Consider the following 16,546-nt stretch of genomic DNA (forward strand, 5'->3'; position numbering starts at 1 on the left):
CTTCGATCAACGTTCGTTAGAACGGGGGCTGCTGCGGCTGTTCGGCCGTGGCCGCAGCGGCTTGGCCCTGGCGGTGGAAAAGGTCGGCGAAGTCGATGGGGTTAATCATCAGCGGCGGATAGCCGCCTTCGCGGGTCGCCGTCGAGATGATCGAGCGGGCGAAGGGGAACAGCATGCGCGGGGCTTCGATCATCAGCACCGGGCGATGATGCTCCTGCGGCAGGCCGGGAAGCTGGAACAGGCCGCCATAGGACAGCTCGGCGAGGAAGGCGACGCCTTCGCCCTGGCGGGCTTCGCAACGGAGCTGGAGAACGACTTCGTAGATGTCCTCACCGACGGCCTGGGCCTGGACGTCGACGCCGATGTTCACCTGGGGCTGCGGCTGGTTGGGCAGCAGGCTTTGCGGCGCGTTGGGGTTCTCGAAGGAGAAATCCTTCACATACTGGGCCAGGATGTGCATCGGCAGCGAGGACGCCTGGGTCTGCTCGGCGCCATTGCTCGGCTGATCGGACATAACGGACTCCTGAATCATCGGTCCGTCCGTCCTGGGGGCGGCGGGCCGCGATGGGTTGAGGTGGAGAAGCTTTCGCCAAAAGGCTGGCTATCATGGATCGGCGGGGCCTGCCAACGGAAAGCGAGATGGTCAGTCCCGGCTGCTTGGGCGCCGATCAGGTGATTGATTGCCCCATTGGGAATCGGACAGGCGCGGCGTGCCGGGAACATCGCCGGGCGTCGGGTCGGAAATCTCCTGGAAATCGCCGTCGATCACCCCTGGTTGCGCCCGGAAGGGCTGCGCGGCTGGGCTGGATCCGGCCCTGGATCCGGGTGAAAATCCGTCGGGTGTTTGGGAAAAGCCCGCCGACCCGAAGACTTGAAAGGCGTTTCCAGCGGCCAACCGACCGACCAGCCAGCGGCCCATCACCCGGCGCAAGGGCGGAATCAGCAGGACCAGCGCCAGAAGATCGCTCAGGAATCCGGGAATAATCAGCAAGACGCCAGCGATCACCACGCACACGCCGTCCAGCAGCCCGTTGAGCGCCGCGTCGCCCTGAAGGGCGGCTCCCTGGACGCGGGAGAGGGAGGCCAAACCGCGATGGCGGATCAGCAAAACGCCGATCGCCGCCGACAACAGCAGCAGCCCGATGGTCGGCCCGGCGCCGATCCAATCGCCGACCTGGATGAAACCGACGATCTCCAGGATCGGCAGCAAAAGGAACCACAACAGGATGGGCATGGCTGTCCTTGCTCTTCGGGCCGTCAAGCCCTATCTACAACTGGCTAAGACGTCCGGTCGATCATTGGGCCGGGCGTGCGCCAATTGCGCGTCTGTCGATTACAGGTAATGTGGCGCGGGCGATGGGTCCAGGGGGAAGCCGGTGCGAACGCTCGGTTTGATCCAAGCCTGGACGATGAAACCGGAAGGATGTGGACAATGGGAGATGGGTTCGTGTTCATCGAGATCGTGATCTTCGCGATGATCGCGGCGTTTCTCGTCTACCGCCTGCGCAGCGTTCTCGGTCGCCGCACGGGCGAGGAGCAGCAACGCCCCAACCCCTTCACCGCGCGGGCCGGTCAACCCGACAACGTCATTCCCTTGCCCAACCGCGACCGTCCGCGTCTTGACGTGGCGACCGCCGCGCCGGACGAACCGCTGTCGCTGGCCGCGTCGCTCGACCAAATCAAAGCCGCCGATTCCAACTTTGACGAAAAACATTTCCTGGACGGCGCCAAGGCGGCCTTCCAGATGATCGTCGAATCCTTCGCCCGTGGCGATTCCGCAACCCTGCGCCCGCTGTTGGCCGACGACGTGTTCGCCAGCTTCGACCGCGTGATCCGCGAGCGTCAGAGCCGGGGCGAGACCGACGAAACCCGCGTCGAGCGGGTGCGCGAGGCCGAGGTGGTGGAGGCCCGTCTCGATCAAGGTCGGTACGCAGTGGTGACGGTGCGTCTGGTCTCCGATCAAATCAACGCCCTGCGTGGTCGCGACGGCGTGGTGATCGAAGGCGATCCCAACGCGGTGGTGGAGGCCAACGACGTTTGGGCCTTTGCCCGCGACACCCAATCGCGCAGCCCCAATTGGGCCCTGATCGAAATTAAGGCGGTTCACTGATCGTGAGGGTTTGGCGTCGGACATCGGCCTGTCTGTTGCTGGCGGCGGTCGCCCTGACCGCCTGCGAGCGCAAGGAGGAGGAGGCCAAAGCCCCGCCGCCCGCGCCGACGCAACCAGCCGCGCCGCCTGACGCCCTGACCCTGTCGCCGCTGGCTTTCGCCGATCTGCCGGGCTGGACGGACGACGCGCTGTCGGCGGCGCTGCCCGCCTTGGCGCGCTCCTGCAAGCGGATGATGAGCCTGCCGCTGGACCGCCCGGTTGGGCCGGGCGGGATCGCCGGGACCATCGCCGATTGGCAGACGCCCTGCACCCGGCTGGCGCTGCTGGCCTCGGCGGACGACGCCACGGCGCGCAGCTATTTCGAGGCGCACTTCACCCCCTACGCGGCGGGCAACAACGGCGACCGCCAGGGGCTGTTCACCGGCTATTACGAAACCGAGCTGGAAGGCTCCCGCCAGCCGGATCCGGCCTATCCCGTGCCGCTCTACAAGCGGCCCAGCGATTTGGTGATGGTCAATCTTGGCGATTTCGCCGAGCGCTGGAAAGGCGAACGCACCGCCGGGCGGGTGGTGGACGGGCGTTTGAAGCCGTTTGAAGACCGCGCGGCCATCGAGGCCGGAGCCTTGCGCGGCAAGGGGCTGGAGCTGCTCTGGCTGAAGGACCCCATCGCCGCCTTTTTCCTGCACATCCAAGGCTCGGGCCGCGTGCGCCTGCCCGATGGAACGGAGGAGCGGGTCAATTACGCCGGGCAGAACGGTCACAAATACGTGGCCATCGGTCGGGAGCTGATCGAGCGGGGCGAATTGAAGAAGGAGGAGGTTTCCCTCCAAACAATTCGCGCCTGGTTGATCGCCCATCCCGACGAGGCGCAGGCCTTGATGAACAAAAATCCGTCCTATGTCTTTTTCCAGACGATGACGGGCGACGGGCCGATTGGCGCCCAGGGCGTGGCGTTGACGCCGGGCCGCAGTTTGGCGGTGGATTCCAAATTTCTGCCCTATGGCGTTCCGGTCTGGCTGGACGCGGAAGACCCGATTGACGTCAAACAGCCGTTGCGTCGCCTGCTGGTGGCGCAAGACACCGGCGGGGCCATTCGTGGTCCCGTGCGCGGCGATGTTTTCTGGGGTCATGGCGCGGAGGCCGAGAGCAAAGCGGGGGTGATGAAAAGCAAGGGCGGTTATGCGCTGCTTCTGCCCCAGACGGTAAAAGTTACAACAAAGAAATAAGACGCAAAAATCAACGAAACGGACGAAGCGATTTTGCGCTCCAATGTTGTTTGGGTTAGAGTGAAAGGAGCCCACACGGCAATCGCGGATACCAAAAAGAATGCGACTGCGGATTCCCTTGCTTGGCGGCACAAAACAGGAAAACTTTGTACGGCGAATGGTGATCGGCGCTGTGCTTGCCAGTCTGTTGGTTGGTTTTCTCGTAGTCCTTGTGCTGGTTCAGGGGTATCGGCAACGTCAGGATCAGGCGGTTGTCACGGTTGAAAACTTATCTTGGGTGATTGAGCAAAATCTAAGGGGATCGATCAATTTGATCGATCACGCTCTGCTGTCGGCCAGCGATGACGTCAGCCGACAAATGCAGAATGGCGGCGCGCTGGATCCCGTGTCTTTCAACGCCTTCCTTGCCCGTCAGAACGCCCGTCTTCCCAACGCCGATGGGTTGCGGGCGACCAACGCCGAGGGCGCCACCCTGTATGGCGAGGGCGTAATCCCCGGAGCCAACGCGGTGGGACGCGACTATTTCATCAAGCTTCGCGACGATCCCAACGCCGGTTTGGCGATGTCAAAACCATTGATAGGTCGGATCAGCAAAAAATGGGCGGTTATCTTTGCTCGTCGCCTGAACAAACCCGATGGTTCTTTTGCCGGCGTGGTGTTTTCGCCGATAAATCTTGAATCTTTTACAAGTATATTTTCTCAAATCAACGTTGGCCGGAAAGGCTCTGTGTCCCTGTTTGACAGCGAAGCGGCTCTGGTTGTCCGCTATCCCGAACAAGAGGGGTTTGGCAGCACCATTGGGAAAAAAATAAAATCAGATCTCCTTCAAGAACTGATTAAAACGGGAAACACAGTCAAAGCCTACAATGCGAAATCTCAGGTTGATGATATTAATCGAATCTATTCAAGTCGAAAAATTAAAGATTATCCATTGTATATTTCTGTTGGGCTGAACACGGATGAGTATTTAGAGGAATGGAGAACAAACGCAATAACGTTGCTCAGCATCTGGTTGCTGTTCACACTTGTTTTCTTCTCTCTAACCATTCAGACGGTTCGTGGCTGGCGGCAACGGATGGCCACCCTGAAGACCCTTGAGGAAAATGCTGAGTTGGAGGCCAAGGTGGCGGATCGCACCCGCGATCTGGAGGAATCGAACCGCAAGCTGTCGGCGCTCAGCGCCACGGACGGATTGACCGGCATCGCCAACCGCCGCCGCTTTGACGAAACTTTCGCCCAAGAATGGAATCGGGCGGCGCGCACCGGCCAGACCTTGGCCCTGGCGCTGTTCGACGTCGATTTGTTCAAGAATTACAACGACCATTATGGCCATTTGAAGGGGGATGATTGCCTGCGCAAAGTCGCCCATCTTCTGCACGGGCACGCGCGCCGTTCAGGCGATCTGGTGGCCCGTTACGGCGGGGAAGAGTTCGCTTTCATGGCCCCGGCGATGGACGCCGAAGCGATTTTCGCGCTGACCGAAACCATCCGCAAGGCTTTGGAAGCTTTGGAAATTCCCCACGCCATGTCGCCCTTGTCGCGGGTGACGATCAGCGCGGGGGTGGCGGTGTGCGTTCCAGGCTTCAACGACTCGCCAGAAAATCTGGTGACTCTGGCCGATCAGGCGCTTTATCAAGCCAAACATGAGGGGCGCAATCGGACCATCCTGGCGGAGGACGTCGTCGCCGCCGAGTGATCGGCGGGGATTGCGCCGCCCCTGATTACGCCTTGCCGATCATCCGGCCCAGGTCGCGCCCGGCGAACAGGTGGATGTGCAGGTGCGGCACTTCCTGATGCGCGGCTTCGCCGCAATTGGACAGGATGCGATAGCCGGGTTCCGCCGCGCCGGTCAGGCGGGCGACCTCGCCCACCGCGCGGAACAGACCGGCGATTTCCGCCTCCGACGCCTTGGCGGTGAAATCGTCCAGGTCGATGTAAGCGCCCTTGGGGATCACCAGGACATGAGTCGGCGTCTGCGGCTCGATGTCGTGGAAGGCGAGCGCGTGCTCGGTTTCCAGCACCTTCTTGCAGGGGATTTCGCCGCGCAGGATGCGGGCGAAGACGTTGTTGGAATCGTAGCTCTTGGCCATCGGGCGGGTCCTTGTGCGTTTGGTCAGGACTTACGGGCTTTTTTCTCGTCCAGGCCGCTGACGCCTTCGCGCTGGGCCAGCTTTTCCCAGACGACGGCGGGATCCAGCCCGGCGTCGGCCCACAGCACCATCAGGTGATAGAGCAGGTCCGCCGATTCCGCCGCAAGCGCCGCCTTGTCGCCGCGCACCGCCTCCAAAATGGCCTCGACGGCTTCCTCGCCCACCTTTTGGGCGATTTTGGCGGTTCCCCGGCTGTAGAGCTTGGCGGTGTAGGAGCTTTCCGGGTCGGCCCCCTTGCGCGACAGCACGGTGGCGTAAAGCCGGTCGAGCGCCTCGCCCGACAGTTTGGGCGGCTTGGGATCAGCCATGACGGGCGCCCCCCTGGCTGTTGGCCGGGCGCACCGGAATCCCGGCGTCGCTCAGGGCCTGTTTGGCCTGGCCGATGGTGTAGGTTCCGAAATGGAAGATCGACGCGGCGAGCACGGCGGTGGCGTGGCCCTCGCGGATGCCCTCCACCAGATGGTCGAGCGTGCCGACGCCGCCGGACGCGATGACCGGAATTTTCAGGCTGTCGGCCACCTTGCGGGTCAGCCCCAGGTCAAAGCCGCTCTTGGTGCCGTCGCGGTCCATCGAGGTCAGCAGGATTTCCCCCGCCCCCAGCGATTCCATCCGCTTGGCCCAGTCGACGGCGTCGATGCCGGTGGCGTTGCGCCCGCCATGGGTGAACACCTCCCACTTGCCGGGGCCGACATTCTTGGCGTCGATGGCGACGACGATGCATTGCGCGCCGAACTTCTCGGCGGCTTCCTGGACGAATTCGGGGCGATGGATGGCGGCGGTGTTGATCGACACCTTGTCCGCCCCGGCCAGCAGCAGCTTGCGGATGTCCTCGACCACGCGGACGCCGCCGCCGACGGTCAGCGGCATGAAGACCTGTTCGGCGGTGCGGCGCACCACGTCATAGATGGTGTCGCGGTTTTCGTGGCTGGCGGTGATGTCGAGGAAGGTCAGCTCGTCGGCCCCCTCGCGGTCATAAACGCGGGCCTGTTCGACCGGATCGCCAGCGTCCACCAGATCGACGAAATTGACCCCCTTGACGACCCGTCCGTCCTTGACGTCCAGGCAGGGGATGACGCGCATCTTCAGCATCAGTCGGCGTCCTCGACGGCGGGGGCGGACAGGAGGGCGAGCGCCTCTTTCGGGTCGATGCGCCCGTCATAGAGCGCGCGGCCGCAGATGACGCCCTCGATGCCGGTGTCCTCCTCGGCTTTCAGCGCGATCAAATCCTCCATCGACGACACGCCGCCGGACGCGATGACCGGCGTGGTCAGATGGAAAGCGAGGTCGGAGGTCGATTCGACGTTCACCCCGCCCATCGCGCCGTCGCGGTTGATGTCGGTGTAGATGATGGCGGCCACGCCGCAATCCTCGAACTTCAGGGCCAGATCCAGCGCCTTGATGTCCGACGTTTCGGCCCAGCCCGCCACCGCGACATACCCCTCGCGCGCGTCGATGCCGACGGCGACCTTGCCGGGGAATTCGCGGCAAGCCGCCTTGACCAGTTCGGGATCGCGCAGGGCGACGGTGCCGAGAATGACGCGGCTCACGCCCTTTTCCAGCCACATCCCGATGGTCTTCAGATCGCGGATGCCGCCGCCCAACTGGACGGGGATGGTCACGGCCTTCAGGATGCTTTCGACCGCCGCGCCATTGACCGGCTTGCCTTCAAAGGCGCCGTTCAAATCGACCAGATGCAGCCACTCGAACCCCTGGCTTTGAAACAGGCGGGCCTGATCGCCCGGATCGGTGTTGAAAACCGTGGCCTGGCTCATCTCGCCGCGCAGCAGGCGGACGCAGGCGCCGTCTTTGAGGTCGATGGCGGGGTAGACGATCATGGCGGCGTTCCGTCTTGTGGCGTGGTGGGTCCGAGGTCTTTGGAATAGAAATGTCCGGCAAGCCGGTCGCCCTTGACCAGCGCGTAAAAGGGATGGGTGCCCCAACGCTTGAAGCCGAGCGTCTCGTACAGCGCGATCGCCGCCGTTTGGGTTTCGCGGACGTCGAGATTCAGCACGCGGAATCCGGCGGCGCGCGCCTCCTCCTCCACCGCTTGCGTCAAGCGACGGGCCAAACCGTGGCTGCGCGCCCAAGGCGCGACGAAGGCGGTGGTCAATGACGCGGCGTGAGCCTGCGCCTCGTTGTTGCGCGGCGGCTTGACCAGTTGGGCCGACCCGGCGATGACGCCGTCCAGCCGGGCGACGAACAGAATCCGTTCGGGCACCACCAGGACGCCCTTCCAATAGCGTTCCATGACGTCGCGCGACGGTGGATCGACCCAGCCGAAACCACCGCCGACCTTGATCGCGTCGTCGGCGGCGTCGCACAAATCATGCAGGTCGCCGTTTTTCAGCGCGTCCACCCGCTCGATGGCGATGTGCGCCATCGATCAGGCTTTCCAACGCAGGAAATTGGCGATCAGGGCGAGGCCGGTCGCCTGGCTCTTTTCCGGGTGGAACTGGGTGCCGACCATGTTGTCGCGCCCGATGACCGCCGCGAACGGCCCGCCATATTCGACCGAGGCGATCAGCGTGTCGGGGTCGTCCAGTTTGAACTGGTAGGAATGGACGAAATAGGCGTGCGCGCCCTCCGGCAACCCGGCCAGCACCGGATGGGGGCGCTGGATGTTCAGCTCGTTCCAACCCATGTGCGGAATCTTCAGCGATGGATCGGATGGCTGAAGCTTCACCACCTCGCCCTTGATCCAACCCAAACCCTCGGTCACGCCGAACTCGCGGCCCCGTTCGGCCATCAACTGCATGCCGACGCAGATGCCCAGAAAGGGGCGGGCGCGGCGGTGAACCACCTCGTCCAACGCCTCCAACATGCCGGGGACGTTCGACAGACCACGCTTGCAGTCGGCGAAGGCGCCGACGCCCGGCAAAACAACCCGGTCGGCGTGGCGCACCGCGTCGGCGTCCGACGTCACGAGAATGGTGGTGGAGGCTTCGGCCTCACCGGCGGCGCGCTCGATCGCCTTGGCGGCGGAGCGCAGGTTGCCAGAGCCGTAATCGATCAGCGCGACCGTTTCCATGAACGTCTCAAACCCCAATCAGAAGGAAAAGGCCCCTTGGCTTACAAAGAGCCGCCCAAGGTGCCCTTGGTCGATGGCACGGCGTCGCGCTTGCGCGGGTCGATCTCCACCCCAGCGCGCAGGGCGCGGGCGAGCGCCTTGTAGCAGCTTTCGATGATGTGGTGGTTGTTCTCGCCATACAGGGTTTCGACGTGCAGCGTCACCCCGGCGGCCATGGCGAAGGCCTGGAACCATTCCTTGAACAGTTCCGTGTCGAAATCGCCCAGCTTGTCGCGGGTGAAGGCGACCTTCCAGATCAGATAGGGGCGGTTGGAGAAATCCAACGCCACGCGGGTCAACGTCTCGTCCATCGGGACATAGGCGTGGCCATAGCGCTGGATGCCCTTGCGGTCGCCCAACGCCTTCGCCACCGCCATGCCGATGGCGATGCCGCTGTCTTCGGTGGTGTGGTGGGCGTCGATGTGCAGGTCGCCGTCGGCGTGGACCGTCAGGTCCATCAGGCTGTGGCGCGACAACTGCTCCAGCATGTGATCGAGAAAACCGATGCCGGTTTTGACGTCATACACGCCGGTTCCATCCAGATTCACCGCAACCCGGATCCGGGTTTCGGTCGTGTTCCGCTCGATCGAGGCGCGGCGGACGCCATTGGCAAGGCTCTGGTCCATGCTGATTTTGTAGCAGGAAGCGGGCAGGGGCGCCAGCGGCGGCGCGCTGGACCGCCCGCTTGTTGTTGTCGGACGCGCGTGTGTGAATTACTGTTGAACACACGTATTGCGAGCATAACCCGATATGTCGATCCAGCCGCGACCATCGCATCGCTTTTACCCCGTCATTCTCCTGGCGATGGCCGCCGCTTTGCCGTTGACGGGCTGTTTGACCGCGACGACCCAGCCACGCCCCGACCCCGCCGCGCGCGTCGCGCCGGGAACCACGGAGCCGCTGCGCTTTGGCGGGTTGTCCATCGACGGGATGCGGCGGGGGATGGAGATTGGGCGCTATGTGTGGGACCTGGATTGCGCCCCGCCCTATGACCCGGTGTTCTGGACCAGCGGCGTGGGCATGCGGCGCGGCTCCACCATCGACGCGCGCTTTGCCGAGGTGATGGCCGACACCGGTTTTGACGTGATCGGGCGCCAAGGCGGGCCGGACGCGGCAAGCGCCAGCGACAGCCGGGCGCGCTTCACCGTGCAGGGCGAGCTGCGCGACGTGCGGCTGGAGCTGTGCCACCGCAACAACTGGCTGACCGGGGCCAACAAGGGCGTGTCGGGAACCGGCAGCTTGCGGGTGGATTGGACGGTCTATGACGCGCGCGGCGGTCGGCTGGTTCACCGCCTCGCCACCAGCGGGGTCAGCCGCCAGGACAGCGGCGTTCCCCAGGGGGACATTCTGCTGATCGAGGAAGCCTTCGCGGCGGCGGCGGATCGTCTGGCGGCCGACCCTGGATTCCGCGCGGCGCTGCGTCGCGGCGGCCCGCCGGTTTCCTCAGGCGGCGGCGGATCGGCGGTGGCGGCGGGGGAGACGGTCGGGCGCGGTCTTGCGGATCCCGGCTTGGAATCTCCGCCGGGCCGCCCAGCGTCCACGCTGACCATGCTTACACCGGCGGCGGAGCCGGGCGGTTCGGACAGGACGGACGCGCGGCTTGGCGCGGCCCGGATCCGGGCCGGATCCGGCCATGGCCTTGTGATCGGCGCGGTGTCTCGGGATGGTGATTGGCACTCCGTGTTGCTGGCGCCGCAAATCAGCCCCGGCCACAGCGTCATGGTTCACCCGGCGCGTGGGGTGGAGTTGACCGGCAGCGTGGAGGATTGGGACGCGGTCAGCGGTTTCGCCCTGGTCCGTGTCCCGGCGCGGCTGACCGCCGTTCCGGTGCGAAGCGCGCCGCTGCGGGTCAGCGATCCAGTCCGCGCCGTGTTGGCGCGGCAGGGCGGCGCGGATGGACAGCGGGAGGCCAAGGGCATCGTTGGCGGTCTGCCGCTCGATCCTCAGCGGGGGGTCGTGGTGATTCAGGCGGATCTGGGGTTGGCCGATCCGTCGGGGGGACGCGTTGAGGCGGGCGACGCCCTGTTGGACGGCGACGGCGCGTTGGTTGGCGTGGCGTTGGGGCCGTCCGGCATGGCGACGACGGCGCCGCCGGGTTTGACGGCTTTTTTGCCGGTCAGCGAAATCCTGTCACGTCTTGGGGTGGATCTGAAGCAGGAGGGGCGGCAGGAGGGGGCGGCGCCGGTCAGCCGGAATGATCGGGACCGCTCCCCGGACCACGACGCGGAGCTTGACGGGAACGGCGACCCTCCCACATAGACCGCAGGCCCGCGCGCGTGTCATCCTGAATGGTCGCCGCCGTGGGTTTGGCGTGTCCTTTTCACAAGCGCGGTTGTCCATGTCTTCTCAAGCGTCCAACCCCCATGACCCGATCCAGTGGCACGGCACGACGATTTTGTCGGTGCGCAAGAATGGGCAGGTGGTCATCGCCGGCGACGGTCAGGTGTCGGTCGGTCCGACGGTCATGAAGTCGAACGCGCGCAAGGTGCGCTGGTTGGCGGGCGGCAGCGTCATGGCCGGATTCGCCGGGGCGACCGCCGACGCCATGACCCTGTTCGAGCGGCTGGAAGGCAAGCTGGAGCAGCATCCTGGCCAACTGACCCGCGCCTGCGTGGAGATGGCCAAGGATTGGCGCACCGACCGCTATCTGCGCCGGTTGGAGGCGATGATGGCGGTCGCCGACAAAAACGTCAGTCTGGTGCTGACCGGCAACGGCGACGTGCTGGAACCGGAAGACGGCTTGATCGGCATCGGGTCGGGCGGCTCCTACGCCCTGTCGGCGGCGCGCGCGCTGATCGACCTGGACGGCTTCGACGCCGAGGCGGTGGCCCGCAAGGCGATGAAGATCGCCGCCGGAATCTGCGTCTACACCAACGAAAACGTCACGCTCGAAAAGCTCTGATCGGGGAATCCGCCATGACCGCCGCCTTCAGCCCCCGCGAGATCGTCTCGGAACTCGACCGCTACATCATCGGCCAGAACGACGCCAAGCGCGCCGTCGCCATCGCGCTGCGCAACCGCTGGCGCCGCCAGCAACTGCCCGAGGCGCTGCGCGACGAGGTGCAGCCGAAAAACATCCTGATGATCGGCCCGACCGGCGTCGGCAAGACCGAAATCGCCCGCCGTCTGGCCAGGCTGGCGCAGGCCCCCTTCCTGAAGGTCGAGGCGACCAAATTCACCGAAGTCGGCTATGTCGGGCGCGACGTCGAGCAGATCATCCGCGATCTGGTCGAATCCGCCATCGTCATGACCCGCGACAAGCTGCGCAAAGAGGTGGAGGCCAAGGCCGAATTGCGCGCGGAGGAGCGCGTGCTCGACGCGCTGTGCGGCGACAGCGCCAGCGCCGAGACGCGGGCCAAATTCCGCAAGATGCTGCGCGAAGGGACGCTGAACGACAAGGAGATCGAGATTCAGGTCGCCGAGACCGGATCCGGCGGCGCCCTGCCGACCTTTGACATTCCTGGCGTGCCGGGCGGCCAGATGGGCATGCTGAATCTCAACGACATGTTCGGCAAGATGATGGGCGGGCGGACCAAGCCGCGCCGCCTGACCGTCGCCGACAGCCACGCCGTGCTGATGGCCGAGGAATCCGACAAGCTGCTGGACCAGGATAAGGTCATCGCCGAGGCGATTCGCGCGGTGGAGCAGAACGGCATCGTTTTCCTTGATGAAATCGACAAGATCACCGCCCGGTCGGACGCGCGCGGCGGGGCCGACGTCAGCCGCGAAGGCGTGCAGCGCGACCTGCTGCCGCTGATCGAGGGCACCACCGTGTCCACCAAGCATGGCGCGGTGAAGACCGACCACATCCTGTTCATCGCGTCGGGGGCCTTCCACATCGCCAAGCCGTCGGACCTGCTGCCCGAACTGCAAGGCCGCCTGCCGATCCGCGTCGAGCTGAAGGCGCTGGGGCAGGAGGATTTCAAACGCATCCTGACCGAACCGGAAGCCAGCCTGATCCGCCAGTACAAGGCGCTGCTGAAAACCGAAGAGGTGGATCTGGTCTTCACCGACGACAGCATCGACGAACTTGCCCGGCTGGCGACCGAGATCAACGCGTCGGTCGAAAACATCGGCGCCCGCCGTCTGCACACCGTGCTGGAACGTCTGTTGGAAGAGGTCAGCTTCACCGCCAGCGACAAGAGCGGCGAAACCATCACGATTGATGGCGCCTATGTCCGCGACCGCGTGGCCGCCTTGGCCAAGAACGCGGATTTGTCAAAGTTCATTTTGTAAGGGCGGTTTTCTGGAGCGAAGGCCCCATTTTCCAGGTGGAGGAGGGGGCTTTCGCTCAGTAATCGGGCCAACTGGCTTGCGAAAACACCCCGCCATCGACCCACAGGGTTTGACCGGTGACGAAGGACGAATCCGGACCGGTCAGGAACATCACCGGGCCGACGATGTCGTCGGGCGTTCCCACCCGGCGCAGGGGCGTGAGACGCGCCCATTTGTCGGCGTAGCCCGCCGCTTCGCCGTTGGTGCGTTCGGTGGCGATGGCCCCCGGAGCCACGCAATTGACCCGGATTCCATGCGGACCCAATTCGACCGCCGCCGCCTTGGTGAATTGCTCGACCCCGCCCTTGGACGCCGTGTAGTCCACCAGCTTCGGGAAGGCCAGCTTGTTGCAGCCGGATCCGATGTTGACGATGGATCCCGGCTTGCCCGCGTCGATCATCAGACGGGCGGCGGCCTTGGTGTTCAGGAAGCAGCCCTTCAGGTTGGTGCGGATCACCCGGTCCCAGGACTCCTCGTCCAGGTCCAACAGGCCCGCCCAGGTCTGCACCCCGGCGTTGTTGATGAGCACGTCGGGCGCGGTCCCGAACCAGTCGGCGGCCTCCTGGTAAAAGCGCTCCACCTCCGGGCCGACGCCGACGTCGCAGGCAAAGCCGCGCGCGGTTCCGCCAAGACGTTCGGCCTCTGACGCCAAGCTGTCGGCGGAATCCGTCAGGGACCGGTCGCTGAACGCGACGGCGCAGCCAGCCTCAGCGAAGGCGAGGACCAGCCGCCGCCCGATGCCGGAGCATCCCCCGGTCACAACGGCGCATCGGGTCATGGTGGCGCTTCTCCATCGGTTCGGTCTGGTTGGAACCGCCTTTGCGGTTCAAGGCTCCGTCGTCGAGGCGATGACGATGGCGGCGAGTCCGGCGTGGGTCAACCGCCATTCCAAACCGACGCCGAACCGTCACCGCCGCCGGATCGCCGACCGTCGGCTGCCCACGCCTTTGCTGGGCGGCACGGCGTCGAGGATCGTCAACAGGCGGTCGAGCGTGTCCTCGTCCAGATCGCCGATGCGCTCCGACAGGCGGTTCGCCAGCTCCGTCGCCCGCGCGTTGAGGCCGGAGGTGTCGACGGTGACGCGCGGGTGGGACAGATCCGCCAGCCGCTCCAGCGCCTCCGCCTCGTCCCAGATGATGCCGAAATAGGCGCAGATCTGGCGGACCAGTTGGGGGGAGGGCTGGCCGCGTTTGCCATGCTCCAACGCCGACAGATAGGCGGACGAGATCGACAGGTCGGTCGCCATCTGCTTCAGCGTCACGCCTTTGGCGTCGCGCAGCGAACGGACCCGTTCGCCGAACGGAGTCATCGGGGGTTTCCCAAAGGGGCAAGGACGGGTTTAGTCCTTACGGTCACGCCGCCTTTTTATCAAGACATACAAGGCGCCGTCGCCGCCGTCCTTGGGTTGGGCGGGTTGAATGGCGACGATCATCGGGCGCAGGGCCGGGTCGCCCAACCAACGCGGCACGGCTTGACGCAACACGCCCAATCCGCCCCCCAATCCGCTTTTGTCGCTGCCCTTGCCGGTGATGACCAGCACGCAGCGCCGCCCGTCGTTCCAGGCGTGATGAACGAATCCGGCGAGCGCCAGGTGGGCTTGCGCCTGGGTCATGCCGTGCAGGTCGATCCGCCCCTCGATCACCAATTGACCCTTGCGGAAACGGTCGCTGGTGCGGCGGTCGATGTTGGCGGTCGATCCCGGCGTCAGCGGGGCCAGGCTGCGCCCTGGTCGGGCGGCGGCGGCGCGCGGCTGGGCGGTGGGGGGCGGAGCGAGGCGGGTCGCCACCGGCTCCTCCAACGCGGGCGGCGGCGGTTCCGGTTCGGGGTCGAGCGCCCGGCCCGGCATGGGATCGGCGTCGCGCATGGCGATCCGCCACAAATGCCGCTCCTCAGGCGTGGGCAGGCGTCGGCGGGTCATCGGCGCGAATCTTCTTCGGTCTGGTGGAGCGGTTGGCTCGGAGATTGGGGGGATAAATCCCGACGGCGCTCCGCTGTCAATCGCCGTCGCCGCAAGGCTCCCGTCTTCAGCGCGCCGATCACGGGCCGGATCCGGTCAGCGGCCCAGTGAGCGGCCCGGCTAGCGGCCCGGCCAGCGGATAGTCGCTCAACGCCTCATACACCGACCCGCCGTTGCCGAGATGGCTGCGGTAGAGGGTGACGCGATCAACCGTCATCGGCGCGGCGCGGAACAGCCCGTTGTCGGTCAGGAAGCGGCCCAACCGATCCGGCGGCGGGTCGCGCAGCCGGGCCAGCGTGACGTGGGGGGAGAATTTCCGCTCCTCGGCGGGCAGGCCGCAGCGGACCATCGCCGATTCCACCTTGGCCTGAAGATGGTTCAGCGCCTCGTTCCGCTCCACCCCGGCCCACAGGATGCGGGCGCGCCGCGCGGAACCAAAGACGCCGACCCCTTCCAACGTCAGGGCGAAGGACGGCGCGCGCAGCGCCGTCAACGCCGCGTCGATGTCGATGGCTTGATCCTCATGGACGTCGCCGATGAAGCGCAGGGTCAGATGCAAACTTTCCGGCTCCATCCAGCGCGCGCCCGGCACCCCGCCGGACAATCCGGCGAGGCGCTGGCGAACCGCGTCCGCGATGGTGATGGCGACGAAGAGACGGATCATCGGGGCCGGGTCCGCGTCTGGGTTCGGGGCAGGGGGCTTAGGGGCAGGGGAATTAAGGACAAGGGTCGGGAAGGCGGTTGTGGACGGCGTCGATCTCGGCCAGCACCTCGTCCGACAGGGCGACGTCGATGGCCTCGATGTTGGAGATCAGCGTCTCCATCGTCGTCGCCCCGATCAGGGAGGAGGCGACGAAGGGTTGATGGAGCGTGAAGGCGATGGCCATTTGCGACGGCGACAGGCCATGACGCTGGGCGATGTCCAGGTAAGCCTCCGTCGCCGCGTCGGCGTTGATTGTGGCGTAGCGCGAGGCGCGGTGATCCAGCGCGCGGCGCGAACCGGGCGGCACGGCGCCGTTCAGGTATTTGCCGGTCAGGGTGGCGGCCCCCAGCGGCGAATAGGCCAGCAACCCGACCTCCTCGCGCAGGGAAACCTCCGACAGCCCCTGTTCATAGGTCCGGTTCAGCAGATTGTAGGCGTTCTGAACCGAGACGACGCGCGGCAGCCCGACCGTCTCGGCGGCGCGCAGGAAGCGCATGACGCCCCACGGGGTTTCGTTCGACAAGCCGACATGGCGGATCTTGCCCGCCGTCACCAGATCGGCGAAGGCCGCCAACGTCTCTTCAATCGGCACGCCGTCCTTTTCCGGCGTGTGGCTGTAGAGCCGGGCGCCGAAACGCGCGGTGGCGCGGTCGGGCCAATGGAGTTGGTAAAGGTCGATGTAGTCGGTCTTCAACCGCGACAGGCTGGCCTCGACCGCCGCGAACAGGTTGGCGCGGTCGGGCCGGGATTTGCCGTCGCGCACCCAGGCGAACCCGCCGCCGCCGCCGATGGCCTTGGTCGCCAGGATGACCTTGTCGCGCTGGCCGCGCGACTGGAACCAGGAGCCGATGATCGCCTCGGTCTTGCCATAGCTGCTGGCGGTCGGCGGGATGGCGTACATTTCCGCCGTGTCCCAAAAATTGACGCCCCGCTCCAACGCGGCGTCCATCTGGGCGTGGCCTTCGGCCTCGCTGTTTTGGGCGCCCCAGGTCATGGTGCCAAGGCCGATGGCGCTGACCGACAGGCCGCTGCGGCCAAGGGAACGATACTGCATCCGA

At 65.5% G+C, this 16,546-nt stretch carries 20 protein-coding genes; 6 read left to right on the plus strand and 14 right to left on the minus strand.

Going from position 1 to position 16,546, the window contains the following annotated elements:
- Positions 1–16 precede the first annotated feature (16 nt).
- Positions 17–514, minus strand: coding sequence for a protein-export chaperone SecB (gene secB / locus ACODS4_RS01755; protein WP_488860095.1), 498 nt, complete (start codon positions 512–514; stop codon positions 17–19).
- A 129-nt stretch (positions 515–643) separates the two neighbouring features.
- Positions 644–1,234 carry an FxsA family protein gene (locus ACODS4_RS01760; protein ID WP_488860097.1) on the minus strand — a complete coding sequence of 197 codons (591 nt, stop codon included), beginning with the start codon at positions 1,232–1,234 and terminating at the stop codon, positions 644–646.
- 198 nt (positions 1,235–1,432) lie between these two features.
- Between ACODS4_RS01760 and ACODS4_RS01765 the strand changes: the two genes are divergently transcribed.
- The 3 genes from ACODS4_RS01765 to ACODS4_RS01775 all read left to right on the plus strand — a co-directional run bounded on the left by ACODS4_RS01765 (position 1,433) and on the right by ACODS4_RS01775 (position 5,032).
- Positions 1,433–2,110 carry a Tim44/TimA family putative adaptor protein gene (locus tag ACODS4_RS01765; protein WP_488860099.1) on the plus strand — a complete coding sequence of 226 codons (678 nt, stop codon included), beginning with the start codon at positions 1,433–1,435 and terminating at the stop codon, positions 2,108–2,110.
- A 2-nt stretch (positions 2,111–2,112) separates the two neighbouring features.
- Positions 2,113–3,336, plus strand: coding sequence for a murein transglycosylase A (gene mltA, locus ACODS4_RS01770; protein WP_488860101.1), 1,224 nt, complete (start codon positions 2,113–2,115; stop codon positions 3,334–3,336).
- A 100-nt stretch (positions 3,337–3,436) separates the two neighbouring features.
- Complete coding sequence (locus ACODS4_RS01775; protein ID WP_488860103.1) at positions 3,437–5,032, plus strand: sensor domain-containing diguanylate cyclase; 1,596 nt, start codon at positions 3,437–3,439, stop codon at positions 5,030–5,032.
- Positions 5,033–5,057: 25 nt separating this feature from the next.
- Here ACODS4_RS01775 and ACODS4_RS01780 read toward each other — a convergent pair whose 3' ends face one another.
- From ACODS4_RS01780 to hisB, 7 genes are read right to left on the minus strand one after another with little or no spacing between them, the layout of a single operon-like run.
- On the minus strand, positions 5,058–5,426 hold the full coding sequence (locus tag ACODS4_RS01780) for a histidine triad nucleotide-binding protein (protein WP_488860105.1): 369 nt from the start codon (positions 5,424–5,426) through the stop codon (positions 5,058–5,060).
- Between the two features lie 23 nt (positions 5,427–5,449).
- Positions 5,450–5,794, minus strand: a complete 345-nt coding sequence (locus ACODS4_RS01785; protein WP_488860106.1) for a phosphoribosyl-ATP diphosphatase — start codon at positions 5,792–5,794, stop codon at positions 5,450–5,452.
- On the minus strand, positions 5,787–6,575 hold the full coding sequence (gene hisF / locus ACODS4_RS01790) for an imidazole glycerol phosphate synthase subunit HisF (protein WP_488860108.1): 789 nt from the start codon (positions 6,573–6,575) through the stop codon (positions 5,787–5,789). The genes ACODS4_RS01785 and hisF overlap by 8 nt, the downstream gene beginning before the upstream one ends.
- Positions 6,575–7,321, minus strand: coding sequence for a 1-(5-phosphoribosyl)-5-[(5-phosphoribosylamino)methylideneamino]imidazole-4-carboxamide isomerase (hisA, locus tag ACODS4_RS01795; protein ID WP_488860109.1), 747 nt, complete (start codon positions 7,319–7,321; stop codon positions 6,575–6,577). The genes hisF and hisA overlap by 1 nt, the downstream gene beginning before the upstream one ends.
- Entirely contained in the window at positions 7,318–7,866 is a 549-nt protein-coding gene (locus tag ACODS4_RS01800; RefSeq protein ID WP_488860111.1) for a GNAT family N-acetyltransferase, read from the minus strand. Before ACODS4_RS01800 ends, hisA begins: the two co-directional genes overlap by 4 nt.
- A gap of 3 nt (positions 7,867–7,869) precedes the next feature.
- Positions 7,870–8,514 carry an imidazole glycerol phosphate synthase subunit HisH gene (gene hisH, locus ACODS4_RS01805; protein WP_488860113.1) on the minus strand — a complete coding sequence of 215 codons (645 nt, stop codon included), beginning with the start codon at positions 8,512–8,514 and terminating at the stop codon, positions 7,870–7,872.
- A 41-nt stretch (positions 8,515–8,555) separates the two neighbouring features.
- Positions 8,556–9,179: an imidazoleglycerol-phosphate dehydratase HisB gene (gene hisB / locus ACODS4_RS01810; protein ID WP_298377847.1), complete on the minus strand. Its 624-nt coding sequence runs from the start codon at positions 9,177–9,179 to the stop codon at positions 8,556–8,558.
- A gap of 124 nt (positions 9,180–9,303) precedes the next feature.
- Between hisB and ACODS4_RS01815 the strand changes: the two genes are divergently transcribed.
- From ACODS4_RS01815 to hslU, 3 genes are all read left to right on the plus strand, one after another.
- Complete coding sequence (locus ACODS4_RS01815; protein ID WP_488860116.1) at positions 9,304–10,812, plus strand: S1 family serine peptidase; 1,509 nt, start codon at positions 9,304–9,306, stop codon at positions 10,810–10,812.
- A gap of 79 nt (positions 10,813–10,891) precedes the next feature.
- Positions 10,892–11,455: an ATP-dependent protease subunit HslV gene (gene hslV, locus ACODS4_RS01820; RefSeq protein ID WP_488860118.1), complete on the plus strand. Its 564-nt coding sequence runs from the start codon at positions 10,892–10,894 to the stop codon at positions 11,453–11,455.
- Between the two features lie 14 nt (positions 11,456–11,469).
- On the plus strand, positions 11,470–12,789 hold the full coding sequence (hslU, locus tag ACODS4_RS01825) for an ATP-dependent protease ATPase subunit HslU (protein WP_488860120.1): 1,320 nt from the start codon (positions 11,470–11,472) through the stop codon (positions 12,787–12,789).
- 55 nt (positions 12,790–12,844) lie between these two features.
- Here hslU and ACODS4_RS01830 read toward each other — a convergent pair whose 3' ends face one another.
- The 5 genes from ACODS4_RS01830 to ACODS4_RS01850 form a co-directional block, all read right to left on the minus strand.
- Positions 12,845–13,606, minus strand: coding sequence for an SDR family NAD(P)-dependent oxidoreductase (locus ACODS4_RS01830; protein WP_488860122.1), 762 nt, complete (start codon positions 13,604–13,606; stop codon positions 12,845–12,847).
- A gap of 129 nt (positions 13,607–13,735) precedes the next feature.
- On the minus strand, positions 13,736–14,137 hold the full coding sequence (locus ACODS4_RS01835) for a helix-turn-helix domain-containing protein (RefSeq protein ID WP_488860124.1): 402 nt from the start codon (positions 14,135–14,137) through the stop codon (positions 13,736–13,738).
- A gap of 30 nt (positions 14,138–14,167) precedes the next feature.
- Complete coding sequence (locus ACODS4_RS01840) at positions 14,168–14,746, minus strand: Smr/MutS family protein (protein WP_488860126.1); 579 nt, start codon at positions 14,744–14,746, stop codon at positions 14,168–14,170.
- A gap of 118 nt (positions 14,747–14,864) precedes the next feature.
- Positions 14,865–15,449 (minus strand): RNA 2',3'-cyclic phosphodiesterase, encoded by a 585-nt coding sequence (gene thpR / locus ACODS4_RS01845; RefSeq protein ID WP_488860128.1) that lies wholly within the window; start codon positions 15,447–15,449, stop codon positions 14,865–14,867.
- Positions 15,450–15,501: 52 nt separating this feature from the next.
- On the minus strand, positions 15,502–16,542 hold the full coding sequence (locus tag ACODS4_RS01850; RefSeq protein WP_488860130.1) for an NADP(H)-dependent aldo-keto reductase: 1,041 nt from the start codon (positions 16,540–16,542) through the stop codon (positions 15,502–15,504).
- Between the last annotated feature and the right edge of the window lie 4 nt (positions 16,543–16,546).

The organism is Azospirillum sp. FG154 (genome assembly GCF_057809575.1).

Coding starts and splice junctions, on each gene's coding strand:
- secB (WP_488860095.1), bottom strand. CDS start 514: ATGTCCGATCAGCCGAGCAATGGCGCCGAGCAGACCCAGGCGTCCTCG.
- ACODS4_RS01760 (WP_488860097.1), bottom strand. CDS start 1,234: ATGCCCATCCTGTTGTGGTTCCTTTTGCTGCCGATCCTGGAGATCGTC.
- ACODS4_RS01765 (WP_488860099.1), top strand. CDS start 1,433: ATGGGAGATGGGTTCGTGTTCATCGAGATCGTGATCTTCGCGATGATC.
- ACODS4_RS01775 (WP_488860103.1), top strand. CDS start 3,437: ATGCGACTGCGGATTCCCTTGCTTGGCGGCACAAAACAGGAAAACTTT.
- ACODS4_RS01780 (WP_488860105.1), bottom strand. CDS start 5,426: ATGGCCAAGAGCTACGATTCCAACAACGTCTTCGCCCGCATCCTGCGC.
- ACODS4_RS01785 (WP_488860106.1), bottom strand. CDS start 5,794: ATGGCTGATCCCAAGCCGCCCAAACTGTCGGGCGAGGCGCTCGACCGG.
- hisF (WP_488860108.1), bottom strand. CDS start 6,575: ATGCTGAAGATGCGCGTCATCCCCTGCCTGGACGTCAAGGACGGACGG.
- hisA (WP_488860109.1), bottom strand. CDS start 7,321: ATGATCGTCTACCCCGCCATCGACCTCAAAGACGGCGCCTGCGTCCGC.
- ACODS4_RS01800 (WP_488860111.1), bottom strand. CDS start 7,866: ATGGCGCACATCGCCATCGAGCGGGTGGACGCGCTGAAAAACGGCGAC.
- hisH (WP_488860113.1), bottom strand. CDS start 8,514: ATGGAAACGGTCGCGCTGATCGATTACGGCTCTGGCAACCTGCGCTCC.
- hisB (WP_298377847.1), bottom strand. CDS start 9,179: ATGGACCAGAGCCTTGCCAATGGCGTCCGCCGCGCCTCGATCGAGCGG.
- ACODS4_RS01815 (WP_488860116.1), top strand. CDS start 9,304: ATGTCGATCCAGCCGCGACCATCGCATCGCTTTTACCCCGTCATTCTC.
- hslV (WP_488860118.1), top strand. CDS start 10,892: ATGTCTTCTCAAGCGTCCAACCCCCATGACCCGATCCAGTGGCACGGC.
- hslU (WP_488860120.1), top strand. CDS start 11,470: ATGACCGCCGCCTTCAGCCCCCGCGAGATCGTCTCGGAACTCGACCGC.
- ACODS4_RS01830 (WP_488860122.1), bottom strand. CDS start 13,606: ATGACCCGATGCGCCGTTGTGACCGGGGGATGCTCCGGCATCGGGCGG.
- ACODS4_RS01835 (WP_488860124.1), bottom strand. CDS start 14,137: ATGACTCCGTTCGGCGAACGGGTCCGTTCGCTGCGCGACGCCAAAGGC.
- ACODS4_RS01840 (WP_488860126.1), bottom strand. CDS start 14,746: ATGACCCGCCGACGCCTGCCCACGCCTGAGGAGCGGCATTTGTGGCGG.
- thpR (WP_488860128.1), bottom strand. CDS start 15,449: ATGATCCGTCTCTTCGTCGCCATCACCATCGCGGACGCGGTTCGCCAG.
- ACODS4_RS01850 (WP_488860130.1), bottom strand. CDS start 16,542: ATGCAGTATCGTTCCCTTGGCCGCAGCGGCCTGTCGGTCAGCGCCATC.